This window comes from Plantibacter sp. VKM Ac-2885 (assembly GCF_015351205.1).
In the GTDB taxonomy this organism is placed as follows: Bacteria; Actinomycetota; Actinomycetes; order Actinomycetales; family Microbacteriaceae; genus Plantibacter; species Plantibacter auratus.
The window spans coordinates 1-12,796 of sequence record NZ_JADKSK010000002.1 but is presented as its reverse complement, the minus strand read 5'-3'; the positions used below and the strand labels follow the sequence as shown (position 1 = coordinate 12,796).

Sequence of the window (12,796 nt, the reverse complement as noted above, 5' to 3'; positions counted from 1 at the left end):
CACGGGCCGCGGAAGTCCGATCAGGACATGGCGAGCGAGAGCGCCAGCACGCCGAACATGGCGACGAAGACCAGTGCGAGGACGGCGTACATCGCGATCTGCACGCCGCGTCCCTTGATGACCGCCTGACCCCGCGGCGCGAGCGAGCCTGAGACCCACTGCTGCGCCGGGGCGATGTAGTCGAGCGTCGGCGCCTCGCCGGGCTGCAGCAGGTAGTCGGCACGGCCGAACTCCCACAGCCACGCCATCGAGCACGAGACCTGCACGGGCCGGTCGGCCGGAACCGTGAACTGCGACGGTCCCCAGGTCGGGCGGTGTTCGAAGCCGTCGATGCGGACGACGAGCGGGATGAACCCCCAGTATCCGGCGAACGGCGGCTTGCTGGCGTTCAGCTCGAGCGTGCGCCAGGCGGTGATCGGACCGGGCTGCGGCCACTGAGCTTGTCCATAGGTCATGAGCGATAATCGTAGTTCTTCGGATGTGGTCCCGCTCGCACAAACTCTGCCGATCCCTGAGCCCAACCCCGGTCCCTGAGCCCGAACCCGGTCCCTGAGCCCAACCCCGGTCCCTGAGCCCAACCCCGGTCCCTGAGCCTGTCGAAGGGCACATGCGACCGTTGCGACGTCGCCCTTCGACAGGCTCAGGGACCGGACGGCTTCGGCCGAGACCGGAGACGCTACTGCCCCGACATGAACCGCTTCACGTCGGTGTCGACGATGATGTCGCTCGGGCGCAGCGGCCGGGAGAGGTAGAGACCGTCGAGCGTCGAGATGCGGCTGAGTGCGACGTAGCTCTGCCCCGGGCTGAACGCGCGGCTGCCCAGGTCGACGATCGCGCGGTCGTAGGTCTTGCCTTGCGACTTGTGGATGGTGACCGCCCACGCGAGCCGCAGCGGGAACTGCGTGAACTCGGCCACGATGTCGCGCTTCAGCTGCTTCGTCACCGAGGAGTAGGAGTACTTGTACTTCTCCCACGTCGCCGGCTCGACCTCGAACTGCTCGCCGTCGACCTCGACCCAGACGGTGGAGTCGATCTTCACCACGGTCCCGAGCGTGCCGTTCACCCAGCGACGCTCGCTGTCGTTGCGGAGGAACATGACCTGCGCACCGACCTTGAGGTCGAGCGCCTCGTCGGCGGGGAACGCCCGCCCGCCGAAGTCACCCGAGACCTCCGCGTTGGCGGTGAGCGGCTTGCCGTCGAGCTTGGCGAGCGCCGCCTTGTTGATGCGGTCGACGGTGTCGTTGCGGCTCGCGAGGGTGATGACGCCGTCCTCGGGAGGGATCCTCGCCCCCATGCCGTTCAGCCGGCCGGCCATCTCGGCGGTGACCTGACCGTGTCGGACGCCGTTGAGGAGGTACTTGAACTCGGCCTCGTGCTGACGGTGGATCTCGGTGAGCTCGACGAGCTGCAGCGGCGTCTCGGACCACACCTTGGCGTCGAAGAACCAGAACGAGCGGTAGGTGTCGGCGATGTAAGCCCGTTCCTCGAGGCTGCCCGGCACGGGAGCGAGCTGGTACGGGTCGCCGAAGAGGACGATCTGCACGCCGCCGAACGGCTCGCGCGGCCGCTGCCGGGCCTGCCGGAGGCTCCGGTCCATCGCGTCCATGAGGTCGGCGCTCACCATGGAGACCTCATCGACGACGAGGGTGTCGATGGAGTTGAGCAGCTTGCGGGTCTGATCGTTCTGGTCGATCGTGTGGTCGGCGATGAGCCCGATCGGCAGGCGAAACAGCGAGTGGATCGTCTGGCCGCCGACGTTCAGCGCGGCGACACCGGTCGGGGCGCAGATGGCCAGCTGCTTCGAGGTGTTCCAGGCGAGGTGGTTGAGGAGCGTCGACTTCCCGGTGCCCGCCCGACCCGTGACGAACAGGTGCTCGCGGGTGCTCTCGATGCGGTCGAAGACGGCTTGCTGCTCGGCGGAGAGGGCTACGCTCATGATGCTTCGGTTCCCTCCCGTTTTCGCCCTCCAATCCTATGCGAGGTGCCCGCCTAGGATGTCAGGATGAGCCATGTCGCGACACGTGGGGAGCTGCGACGCCCGGGAACGGTGCGCGGTGGGCTCGTCCGCGCCGTCGTGCTGTGGCTCTGCATCGCGGCATTACTCGTCGCGGCCATCGTCTCCGCCTGGTCGGCCATCGCCCGCGACGTCTACGGCGCCGGTTCCTTCGCGCGCGGGTACCTCGACGCCCTCGCAGACGACGACGCCGCGACCGCGCTCGCGTTGCCCGGAGTCGCCCTGAGCTCCGCCGAACTCGCCGACGCGGGGTTGCCCGCCGACAGCTCGGACGCCCTGCTCCGGAGCGAAGCGCTCGGCACGATCGAGGACGTGCGCCTCGTCTCCGACGTCACGGCCGCCTCGGGCGCCCACGAGGTGACCTTCTCGTACCGACTCGCGGGTCAACCGCACAGTACGGCGTTCTCGATCACGAGCGGCGAGCGCACCTTCGGGCTGTTCCCGTCGTGGCGCTTCGAGACGAGCCCGTTGAGCGTCGTCCAGCTGACCGTCGCACACACGACGGGGTTCCGGGCGAACGGCTTCGAGCTCGACACCCGCCGCGTCGCGGAGGGGACCGAGGGGGCCTTCACCTCCACCATCCCGCTCCTCACCTTCACGCCGGGCAGCGTCGACTTCGACGTCGACACCACCTACCTGGCGGCGTCGGTGGAGACGGCGACGACGACCGAGGTCGCGAGCGTCGTCGACGCCGAGGTGACCGCGAGTGCCACCTCGGACTTCGTCGGGGAGGTCCAGACGCAGATCGACGGCTACCTCGACAACTGCGCCACGCAACAGGTCCTCCAGCCCACCGGGTGCCCGTTCGGCATGGTGATCCGCGATCGCGTGGACGACCTACCGGTGTGGTCCATCGCGGCCTACCCCGTGGTGGCGGTCCAGCCGGGCGACACCGGTTGGCAGATGCCGGCGACGGACGGAGCCGCGCACCTCGTCGTCGACGTGAAGTCGCTGTTCGACGGCACGGTCTCGACCCTCGACGAGGACGTCCCGTTCACGCTGTCGGCGTTCGTGACGATCCGCGACGACGGCTCCCTCTACATCGACCTCCGCTGAAGCCCGCGAACTGTCACTCCAGCACAGTCCGACACCCCTCACACTGTTCCGGAGTGACAGTTCGCGGGCTAGGAGCGGGTGTCGTTGGCCGCCATGCGCGCGAGACGCTCGTTGTACTCGTTGAGCTCCGCGTCGTTCGTGCGGTCCGCGTTGCGATCGAGCCGCTTCTGATCCTTCGCGTCGCTCTTACTCCACGAGATCGCGACGGCGACGGCGAGCGCCAGGGTCGGGATCTCGCCGACGCTCCAGGCGATCCCGCCGCCCGTCTGCTGGTCGAGGAGCGGCGCCTGCCCCCACGTGCGTCCCATCGCCCCGAACCAGTCGGCGAGGAACAGCCCGGTCGAGGAGATGATCGCCAGCCCGAAGAACGCGTGGAACGCCATCGTCGCGAAGAGCAGCAGGAGCCGCATCGGGTACGGCAGGCGGTACGGGACCGGGTCGATGCCGATGAGCGACTGCACGAAGAGGTAGCCGGTGATGAGGAAGTGCACCACCATCCACTCGTGGCCGATGTGGTCCTCCATCGACCAGCGGAACAGCGGCGTGTAGTAGAACACCCAGAGTGATCCGGCGAAGAGCACCGCGGTGACGATCGGGTTCGAGATGATCCCCGCGAACTTCGAGTGCACGGCCAGGAGCACCCACTCCCGGCCCCCTCGGGAGTCGTCGGAGCGCTTCCGCACCGCGCGCGCGAGCAGCGTGACCGGCGCTCCGGGGACGAGGAGCACGGGGACGAGCATGGTGAGGCCCATGTGCCCGAGCATGTGCACGCTGAAGAGGTACGGCTGGTAGACGTTGATGCCGCCGCACGTGAGGTACAAGAGCACGAGCAGCCCGAGGACCCAGCTGACGGTGCGCAGGATCGGCCAGGAGTCGCCGCGGCGGTGCAGGCGGACGACGCCCGCGATGTAGAAGAAGATGCCGAACGCACAGGCCAGCAGCCACAGGAGGTCGATGTTCCACTCGGTGAAGTACCGCGCGAAGGTCAGTTCCGGCGGCAGTTCCTCCCCGGTGAGCAGCACCGCGGGCGTCGGCGCGGCCGGCACGGTCTGGTCGACCGGCGGGGCCGTCTTCGCGAGGGCTGCGGCGGCACCGGAGGCGATGCCCATGAACCCGAGCTCGAGGGCGACCAGCCACCAGAAGGTGCCGGTGCGGCCCGCGGGGGTGTCCGCACGTGCAGCGGCGGACCGCTCGATGCGACCGATCAGCACCCGACGCTGCAGCGCACCGAACAGGCCGAGCGCCAGCAGGGCGAAGACCTTGACGAGGACGAGGATGCCGTACGGGGTGCCCAGGCGGTCGAGCGAGCCGATGCGCAGCTCGGCGCTCACATACCCGGAGACCGCCACGACGACGAAGGACACGAGTGCCACGGTCGAGTACCGCATGAGCACGGGGGCGAGCCGGCCGTCTTCGAGGGTCTTGCGGATGAAGACGAGCGTGAGCAGACCGCCGAGCCAGATGGCGGCGAACACGAGGTGCAGGCCGAGCGCGGTGACGGCGGCGTTGTGCCCGCTCGCCTCGGCGGAGTGACCCTGCTGGGCCATCGGCAGCAGCGACACGAGGGACAGCCCGAAGACGAACACAAGCACCGTGTGGTTGCGGACGGCGAAGCAGAGCACCGTGACGGCCGCGGCGATGAGCGTCGTCTGCAGCCAGGCCTGGCCCGACTCGATCCCGGTGAAGAAGAGGCTGAGCTTCGCACCGAACGCGTCGTCGAAGGTGAGCGGCACCTGCGTGACGTTCAGGAAGGTGAAGAAGCCCGTCACGCCGGACGCGACGGTGAAGACCGCGGCGCCGGCTGCGGCGACGTCGAGCGCCGCGCCGTACTCGCGCCGGTCCGGGCTGAGCGCCCAGCAGGCCATGAGCAACGCGCCGATGGTGACGGCCGCGCTCAGGTTGACGAGCAGTTGTGCGATCGGGAGTCCCCACCGCACGACGGCGCCGGGATCGCCCAGGAGTTGCGCATCCGCTCCGCCGCCGAAGGCCAGACCCGCGAGGAGGGTCGCCACGGCCACGAGGAGCAGGAGGGCAGGACCCGCGAGGCGGACGACACGATTCACGCTGCAAGCCTACGCGGCGCTGCTGGGAACCCCGACCGCAGCGGGATCAGCCGAAACACCGGTCCCTCAGCCGAACCACCGGTCCCTGAGCCTGTCGAAGGGCGCCGGTCACGACCGGACGAGCAGGGTCGAGGAGCCGTCTTCCAGCCGCCGCACCTCGATGCGTTCGCCGATGCGCTGCTTCATCTCCTCGACGTGGCTGACGACGCCGACGACGCGCCCTCCGGCTGACAGCCGACCGAGCTCGGCCATCACGGTGTCGAGCGTCTCGGGGTCGAGGCTGCCGAACCCTTCGTCGACGAAGAGCGTGCCGAGCTCGACCCCGCCGGCCTCGCCCGTGACGACGTCCGCCAGCCCGAGTGCGAGGCAGAGCGAGGCGTAGAACGTCTCGCCGCCGGACAGCGACTTCGGATCGCGACGCCGGTCGGTCCGGTGATCGTGGACCGTGAGTGACAACCCGACGCGCTGGCTGCGGGAGGGTCCTTCCTTGACGTCGCTGCGGACGAGCTCGTAGCGCCCGCCGGACATCGACTCCAGGCGCGCGTTCGCCGCCGCAACGACATCCTCGAAGCGGCGCAGGAGGACGTAGGTGCCGAGGGTGACCTTCGTGCTGTTCTCGCTGCCGGTGGCCGACACCACGTCGGCGAGGCGGACGACGGCCGCGGCCTCGCGGACCGCATCGGCGTTCTCGTCGGCCGCCTCGGCGAGCGCCGTGCCGGCGGCAGCCGCGTTGGTCGCTCGTCGTGCGGAGACGGCGGCCGCCGCGGTCGCGGTGCCTGCCGCCGCCTCGGCGTCGGCCAGTCGTCGGGCCGTCGCTTCGACGTCGGGGGCGGCGGTACCGGCGACACCGGCGATGGCCGGGCTCGCGAGTGCTTCCGCGTTCGCGGTCGTGTGACGCAGGTGGTCGGCCACCCGCGCCTCGGCGCTCGCTCGTTCGACCCCGTTCATGGCTGCGGCCTCTGCGGCCGCGCGGTCGGCGAACCCGGCCCGCTCGAGTGCCGCCTCCAGCTCGACCGCGCGCTCAGCGTCACGCAGGCGCCGGTCTGCGACGGTCGCTCGTGCCGCCGCGAGCAGCGACAGCGAGGAGAGCTCGGCCTCGAGCATCGCGTCGAGCTCGGCGAGTGAAGCCGCTCGACCGGCAAGGACACCGGCCACCTCGGCGCGGGCCTGCTCGTGGGCGCGCTGCGCGGCGGCGAGCCGCTCGGTCAGTGTCGCCCGGGTGGCGGTGCGTTCCGACACCGCGACCACGCCGGCCAGGTGCTCCTCCGCGAGGCGTCCGGCCTCCGCGACCTCGGCGTCCGCCTCCTCGGCGATGACCACGGCCTCCGCGTGCTGCCGCTCGGCCTCCGCAGCGGCCGCATCGACGGCCGCCCGCGCAGCGACCGGGTCGAACCCGGCAGTCGCCGTCGTCGAAGCGTCGGTGGAGCCGGCAGCGGCGACGTCGCCCGGGTCGTCGGCCAGCGCGAGGAACTGCTCGACGAGGCGACGGCGCTCCGCCCGGGCGATGTCCCGGGTGTTCTGCGCCGACTGCATCCTCGCCTCGGCATCGGCCCGAGCGACGGATGCCGCGTCGACCGCGTCCGCGTCGGGGTGGTCTCCGTCGAGCACCGCGGGCGCCGGATGGCTCAGCGAGCCGCAGACGCTGCACGGCTCGCCGTCCCGCAAGCCGGTGGCGAGTTCACCCGCCATGCCCTCGATCCTCCGGAGGCGCAGCGACGTCTCGACATCGATCGCCGCCTTCGCGGCCGTGGCGGCCTCGGTGACCTCATCGGCGAGCCCCGCGAGGCGTTCGTCGGCCGCGTCCACCCGATCCAGCACCGTGCGGCGTTCAGCCGCGCGCTCGACGGACCGGGCGGCCCTGGCCGACTCGGTGGCCGCACGCGAGGCGCGCTCCGGTGCCGAGCTGAGCGCTGCCCGGCGGGCGTCCCGTCGCGTCTGTTCCGCTGCGAGCTCGGCGAGCCGTTCGTCGACGGTCGCGAGCTCCTCGGCGAGTGCTGCGAGCGCGAGTTCCCGGTCGGCGTCGGCGGCTTCGAGGACGAGCACGGCCGCCATCGACGCCCGCTCGACGGTGAGGGATTCGCGGCGCGCGGTGACGGACGCGTCGTCGAGTGCGACGATCGCCTCGTCGGCCTGCTCCTCCATCGCGGCGAGCGACGCGATGGCGTCCTCGAGCGCCACCGATGCCGTGGCCGCTCCGGCGAGCGCGGACGCGACGGTGTCCGCCCGAGCCGCTGCCGCGATCCGTTCGGAGAGCCGCGCGACCGGTTCGTCGTCCACCGAGAGCAGCTCACGCTCGGTCAGCAGCTCCGCGCGACGTTCGATGGACGCGAGCAGCGTCTGGGCCGCGGCGTGTTCGGTGCGGACGCCCTCCAGGGCGACCCGCGCCTCGCCAGCGGTCGAGGCGTCGGCTGCGGCGTGGCGCTCGAGGACGGCGACGATGCGCGTGGCGTCACCGACGAGGTCTTCGGAATCGGGTTCGAGCGGGACCGCGAGGGTCGCGATGTCCGAATCGGGCTCGCCATCCGCGACGTCCGGGTGGAGGTCGGGCTCCGCAGCCGACGGATCACCGGCAGTCGCGGTATCGCCTGGCTCGGCATCGACTGTCGAGGCGGCGTCCATCCCGGCCGGGGTGTCCGTTCCCCTGCCCGCGACGAGTTCCCGTGCGTCGTCGAGTTCGGCCGCTCCCGCGAACCGGGAGATCGCGCGGCCCAGCGCCTCTCGTGCGCCTTCGATGTCTCGCTGGGCCTGCCGTCGCCGCTCGACGAGGTGCTTGGCGACCCGCTCGTAGTGCTCCGTCCCGAACAGGGACCGGAGCAGTTCGCTGCGCTCCTCACCGCCGGCGGCGAGGAACTTCGCGAACTCGCCCTGCGGGAGGACGATCGTCTGGACGAACTGCTCCCGGGAGAGACCGACGATCCGGCTGATCTCGGGACCGATCTCCTGCGCGCGGGTCGACAGGGTCTCTCCGGCCAGTGCGTCGGGGTCGGTCAGGCGGACGAGGGTGGCGCTCGCCTGCTGCGGTGTGAAGCCGGCACCGCGCTGCTTCGGCCGCTGGTAGGCCGGCGTCCGCCGCACCCGGTACACGCCGGATCCGGTCTCGAACACGAGTTCCACGAACGGTTCCGTCCCGGGCTGCGCGTGGTGCGAGTGGAGGCGGTCCTTACTGGCCCCGGTACCGGCGAGTTCTCCGTACAGCCCGAACACGATGGCGTCGATGATCGTGGACTTGCCGGCGCCGGTCGGTCCCTCCAGGAGGAACAGACCAGCCCGCCCGAGTTCGACGAAGTCGATGGTGTGCTCACCGGCGTACGGCCCGATGGCCTGCAGCGTGAGTCGGTGCAGGCGCATCAGGCGCTCACCTCCGCAGCGAGTGCGGCCTCGTTCGCCGCCGCGATGAGCTCGCGCTCGCGAGTGGTCGCCGGTGCACCCGTCGCGTACTCGATGAACTCGGCGGTGACCTCGACCGGGTCGGAGACCGCCGTGACGGCTGCGGCGCGCGCCTCCTCGGAGCGGTCCGCCGGCGCGTGCGACCAGACGAGCAGGTGCGGGAAGCGCCGGGTCAGCGTCGCGTACAGCTCCGGTGGCCTCACGTCGTCGGTGACCGTGGCGCGCACCCAGGCATCGACGGCGTCGTCTCCCGCGGGGCCCTGCAGCTCTGCGAGGGTTCCGGTGACGTCGACGAGCCGACGCGGCACCGGCGCCGGCAGCAGCTCCAGGTGCACGGAGCCGTCGACGGCGAGGTCGACCAGCACGCTCGACTTCACCTGGTTGCGTTCGGAGAAGGAGTAGGCGAGCGGCGACCCGGAGTACCGCATGCGGTCGACGCCCGACGCGGCCCCGACGCGCTGCGCACCGTGGAGATGGCCGAGCGCGACGTAGTCGAAGTCGTCGAACAGCTGGGCGGGCACCGCATCGACCCCGCCGATCCGGATGTCGCGTTCGCTGTCGCTCGCGAGACCGCCGATGACGAAGGCGTGCGCAGCCACGACCGATCGGACCGCTCCATGCTCGCGACGCTGCGCGAGATCGGCTCGGACGCTTGCGAGGGCTGCACCCATGACGGCGGCGTGCGACCGTGCGAGCGGCTGGTCGTCCGGGGCGAGCACCCCTCGCGCGGTGTCGGGGTCGAGGTAGGGCAGCGGGTAGAAGGCGACGGGCCCGTGCTCGTCGTCCACCAGGACCGGTTCGCCGACCCGAGCGAGGTCGGCTCTGATGTCGATCCCGTCGCGCAGCATGGCGGCGCCGAAACCGAGCCGGATGGCCGAATCGTGGTTGCCCGGAGCGAGGATGACCCGGGTGCGGCCCGCCAGCCGCCCGAGCGACTCCGACAGCAGCGTCACCGCCTCGACCGGCGGGATGGCGCGGTCGTAGATGTCGCCGGCGACGAGGAGGACGTCGACCTCGTGGTCCACGACCGTCTGCTCGAGGTGCGCCAGGAAGTCGCGTTGGAAGGGGAGCAGGTCGACCCCGTGCAGCGAACGGCCGAGGTGCCAGTCCGAGGTGTGGAGGATCCGCATGACAGCAATGCTAGGCCGAGCCGCCGACACCTCGCCGCGCCCCGGACGGCACCCGGACGAACGACAGCAGGGCGTCGCTCTCGCGACGCCCTGCTGTGTGGTCTGAACCGGCGGAGTGTCTCCGTGGTCCGAGTCCGTGCGGGCTGACGCCCGCGACGACTTACTTGACGGAAGCCTTGAGCTTCGAGCCGGCGGTCACCTTGACGCGCTTGCCGGCCGGGATCTGGATCTCGGCGCCGGTCTGCGGGTTGCGGCCCGTGCGAGCGGCGGTGTCGGTCTGCTCGAAGGCGATCCAACCCGGGATCGAGACCTTGCCGCCCGTGGCGACGGTCTCAGCGACGGTGGTGAACAGCGCGTCGACAACGCTGCCGACGGTCGCCTGGCTCTGGCCGGTCGATGCGGCGATGGCGGCGACGAGTTCGGTCTTGTTCAAATTTGCCATTGTGAGGGTCCTCCTCGGACGTTGCTGCAACGTACAGCTGATGTGTTGGTAGCGAAGGTGTCGCTGATACGGCACCAACTGGTCGGTGTGACCGCCTCGAATGTAGCAGCAATCCGCGAGATTTCGCGGATTTCTCCGCTCTACGCGGACAATCGGGCCTGCGTGTCGGTCGTTTCCCAGCTGGGAGCCGTCGGTGTGGCCGCTCAGCGGACCCCGATGACGCTGTGCCCGGCAGCTCGCGACAGCAACCACGCCTCGATCGTCGGGAAGAGGGTCAGGACGGCGATCGCGAGGAACGTGAACTGATACGGCAGCAGCTGGCCGCCACCGACCCCGTCCTCGAGGGAGAATCCGGTCGTCAGCAGGATCGCCCCGACGGCGACACCGAAGCCGCTCGCGACCTGTTGCAGGGTCGAGTTGAGGGTGTTGGCGCGCGACATCGCAGCGGGTTCGACGTCGGCGAAGGTGATCGTGTTGTACGCCGTGAAGCCGATCGACCGGGCGACCCCGCTGAGGAAGAGCAGCAGTGCCATCAGCACGATCGACGTGCCGGCGGTGAGGAACGCCATCCCGGCCATGCACAGGACTCCGATCAGGTTCGACGACACGAGCACCAGACGGAATCCGAACCGCCGCAACATCCAGGTCGTCGCCGGCTTGATCGCGAGGTTGCCGGCGAAGAGGAAGAGCACCATCGAACCGGCCTGGACGGGCGTCCAGCCGAATGCGTCCTGGAAGAGCAGCGGCAGGAGGAAGGGGACGGCGCTGATCGTGAGCCGGTAGACGCTGCCGCCGGCGTTGGCCAGGCGGAAGGTCTCGATCCGCAGCGAGCGGAGGTCGACGAACGGGTGGGGCGCGCGGAACAGGTGTCGGATCGCGAGGGCGAGCAGAACGACACCTGCCACGAGCGACCCGGCGAACCACCGTGCATCGAACCCGGCGCCGGACACCAGGGACGCCGCCACCAGGAGCGACGCGAGCCCGACGCAGGCGAGCGACAGGCCGAGCCAGTCGAGCGGAGGCACCTCGTCGGCGGCGAAGTCGGGGACGATGCGGAGCGCCACGATGAACGCGACGACACCGATCGGCACGTTGATGAGGAAGATCCAGTGCCAGGAGGCGTACTGGGTGATGACCCCACCGAGGAACGGCGCGATGATCGGGGCGGCGAGGGCGGGCCACGTCAGGAGGGCGATGGCCTGGATCAACCGCTCCTTGGGCGTCACCCGGAGCACGGCCAGTCGACCGACCGGCACCATCAACGCCCCGCCGACGCCCTGGAGCACCCGGAAGCCGACGAGCATCGGCAGGCTCGAGCTCAACGCACACAGCACAGAGGCGATCGTGAACACCGCGATCGCCAGCGCGAAGATGCGCTTGGCGCCGAACCGGTCCGTCAGCCAACCGCTGACGGGGATGAGGACGGCCACCGTGAGCAGGAATGCGGTGACGGCGAGCCCGACGGCGGTCGACGAGGTCCCGAGGTCGCGCGCGATGCTCGGTGCGGCGGTGGTGAGGATGGTCCCGTCGAGGTTCTCCATGAAGAAGCAGCCGGCGACCAGGAGGGCGATTGCTCGTTGCGTACGGACGTCCAGCAGCGCCTCCTCGGTGGATGTGGGAATCGTTCGATCCTTGCAGCTGTCGCCGACAACGCGAAAGGGCCGCCCGCGATGCGGACGGCCCTTTCGGTGTTGCGATGCTGTGTCAGCGGAATGTGAGCTCCGACTGAGCGGGTGTTACCAGCTCGACTTGCGGACGCCGGGCAGTTCGCCCTTGTGCGCCATGTCGCGGAAGCGAACGCGGCTGATGCCGAACTTCGAGAGGTTGCCTCGCGGGCGTCCGTCGATGGCGTCGCGGTTGCGGAGGCGAACCGGCGAAGCGTTGCGAGGGAGCTTCTGGAGGCCGAGGCGAGCTGCTTCACGCGACTCGTCGGTCCCGGCGGGGTCGACGAGGGCCTTCTTCAGCTCGGCGCGCTTCGTGGCGTAGCGGTCGACGATAACCTTGCGCTGCTCGTTACGGGCGATCTTGCTCTTCTTAGCCATGTTTAGCGCTCCTCTCGGAATTCAACGTGCTTGCGCACTACGGGGTCGTACTTCTTGAGCACGAGACGGTCTGGGTTGTTGCGACGGTTCTTCTTGGTCACGTACGTGTAACCGGTACCAGCCGTCGAACGGAGCTTGATGATTGGACGGACGTCCTGCTGCTTAGCCATTAGATCTTCACCCCACGAGCGAGAATGTCCTTGACGACGGATTCGATGCCACGGGCGTCGATCACCTTGATGCCCTTGGCGGACACCTTGAGGGTGACGTTACGACGCAGCGAGGGCACGTAGTAGGTCTTCTTCTGCACGTTCGGGTCGAAGCGGCGCTTCGTGCGACGGTGCGAGTGCGAGATGTTGTGACCGAAGCCGGGAACGGCTCCAGTCACCTGGCACACTGCTGCCATAGTAGTTTCTCCTTCATTACCGCAGGGCGACTGCCCTGCCCAAGATCTCTTGTCGGCGTGCGCGATCCCGGTCTGCGTAAGCGGTGGGGATCGTGGACACGATGTGGACATGGAGCGTCCACACCAAGGGTCAAGCGTACGCTGTGACCAGGCGTTTTGCAAATTCGTGTTTCTCGTACTTAACGCAAAATGGCCACCCAAGAACCTTGGGTGGCCATTTCAACGAAGAAGTCCGGCGGTGTCCTACTCTCCCACA

At 69.6% G+C, this 12,796-nt stretch carries 11 protein-coding genes; 1 reads left to right on the top strand and 10 read right to left on the bottom strand.

All coding sequences use genetic code 11. The features are described 5' to 3' along the window. Positions 1-20: 20 nt before the first annotated feature. Together ITJ66_RS12600 and ITJ66_RS12595 are read right to left on the bottom strand one after the other, a co-directional pair. Complete coding sequence (locus ITJ66_RS12600; RefSeq protein WP_086475145.1) at positions 21-455, bottom strand: hypothetical protein; 435 nt, start codon at positions 453-455, stop codon at positions 21-23. Positions 456-676: 221 nt separating this feature from the next. Continuing rightward, positions 677-1,936: an ATP-dependent RecD-like DNA helicase gene (locus ITJ66_RS12595; protein ID WP_194719016.1), complete on the bottom strand. Its 1,260-nt coding sequence runs from the start codon at positions 1,934-1,936 to the stop codon at positions 677-679. 66 nt (positions 1,937-2,002) lie between these two features. Here ITJ66_RS12595 and ITJ66_RS12590 point away from each other — a divergent pair, with 66 nt between their 5' ends. Continuing rightward, complete coding sequence (locus ITJ66_RS12590) at positions 2,003-3,070, top strand: hypothetical protein (protein WP_194644851.1); 1,068 nt, start codon at positions 2,003-2,005, stop codon at positions 3,068-3,070. A 68-nt stretch (positions 3,071-3,138) separates the two neighbouring features. On the opposite strand, the gene ITJ66_RS12585 is transcribed toward ITJ66_RS12590, so the two are convergent. From ITJ66_RS12585 to rpmB, 8 genes are all read right to left on the bottom strand, one after another. Further along, positions 3,139-5,133 carry a cytochrome c oxidase assembly protein gene (locus ITJ66_RS12585; protein ID WP_370582645.1) on the bottom strand — a complete coding sequence of 665 codons (1,995 nt, stop codon included), beginning with the start codon at positions 5,131-5,133 and terminating at the stop codon, positions 3,139-3,141. Between the two features lie 108 nt (positions 5,134-5,241). Beyond that, positions 5,242-8,481 (bottom strand): AAA family ATPase, encoded by a 3,240-nt coding sequence (locus tag ITJ66_RS12580; RefSeq protein WP_194644850.1) that lies wholly within the window; start codon positions 8,479-8,481, stop codon positions 5,242-5,244. After that, on the bottom strand, positions 8,481-9,650 hold the full coding sequence (locus tag ITJ66_RS12575) for an exonuclease SbcCD subunit D (RefSeq protein WP_194644849.1): 1,170 nt from the start codon (positions 9,648-9,650) through the stop codon (positions 8,481-8,483). The genes ITJ66_RS12580 and ITJ66_RS12575 overlap by 1 nt, the downstream gene beginning before the upstream one ends. A 160-nt stretch (positions 9,651-9,810) precedes the next feature. Beyond that, positions 9,811-10,092 (bottom strand): HU family DNA-binding protein, encoded by a 282-nt coding sequence (locus ITJ66_RS12570; RefSeq protein ID WP_064294762.1) that lies wholly within the window; start codon positions 10,090-10,092, stop codon positions 9,811-9,813. A 203-nt stretch (positions 10,093-10,295) separates the two neighbouring features. Continuing rightward, positions 10,296-11,663 (bottom strand): DHA2 family efflux MFS transporter permease subunit, encoded by a 1,368-nt coding sequence (locus ITJ66_RS12565; protein ID WP_370582710.1) that lies wholly within the window; start codon positions 11,661-11,663, stop codon positions 10,296-10,298. A 165-nt stretch (positions 11,664-11,828) separates the two neighbouring features. After that, positions 11,829-12,134 (bottom strand): 30S ribosomal protein S14, encoded by a 306-nt coding sequence (rpsN, locus tag ITJ66_RS12560; RefSeq protein ID WP_064294760.1) that lies wholly within the window; start codon positions 12,132-12,134, stop codon positions 11,829-11,831. A 2-nt stretch (positions 12,135-12,136) separates the two neighbouring features. Next, positions 12,137-12,304 (bottom strand): 50S ribosomal protein L33, encoded by a 168-nt coding sequence (gene rpmG / locus ITJ66_RS12555; protein ID WP_056010525.1) that lies wholly within the window; start codon positions 12,302-12,304, stop codon positions 12,137-12,139. Beyond that, a complete protein-coding gene (gene rpmB / locus ITJ66_RS12550) occupies positions 12,304-12,540 on the bottom strand; it encodes a 50S ribosomal protein L28 (protein WP_056010522.1) in 237 nt (78 codons plus the stop codon). Before rpmB ends, rpmG begins: the two co-directional genes overlap by 1 nt. Positions 12,541-12,796: the final 256 nt, after the last annotated feature.

Bases quoted from the DNA above. Each gene is read 5' to 3' on its own strand.
- ITJ66_RS12580 (WP_194644850.1), bottom strand. From the start codon at position 8,481: ATGCGCCTGCACCGACTCACGCTGCAGGCCATCGGGCCGTACGCCGGT.
- ITJ66_RS12595 (WP_194719016.1), bottom strand. From the start codon at position 1,936: ATGAGCGTAGCCCTCTCCGCCGAGCAGCAAGCCGTCTTCGACCGCATC.
- rpmG (WP_056010525.1), bottom strand. From the start codon at position 12,304: ATGGCTAAGCAGCAGGACGTCCGTCCAATCATCAAGCTCCGTTCGACG.
- rpmB (WP_056010522.1), bottom strand. From the start codon at position 12,540: ATGGCAGCAGTGTGCCAGGTGACTGGAGCCGTTCCCGGCTTCGGTCAC.
- ITJ66_RS12570 (WP_064294762.1), bottom strand. From the start codon at position 10,092: ATGGCAAATTTGAACAAGACCGAACTCGTCGCCGCCATCGCCGCATCG.
- ITJ66_RS12590 (WP_194644851.1), top strand. From the start codon at position 2,003: ATGAGCCATGTCGCGACACGTGGGGAGCTGCGACGCCCGGGAACGGTG.
- ITJ66_RS12575 (WP_194644849.1), bottom strand. From the start codon at position 9,650: ATGCGGATCCTCCACACCTCGGACTGGCACCTCGGCCGTTCGCTGCAC.
- rpsN (WP_064294760.1), bottom strand. From the start codon at position 12,134: ATGGCTAAGAAGAGCAAGATCGCCCGTAACGAGCAGCGCAAGGTTATC.
- ITJ66_RS12600 (WP_086475145.1), bottom strand. From the start codon at position 455: ATGACCTATGGACAAGCTCAGTGGCCGCAGCCCGGTCCGATCACCGCC.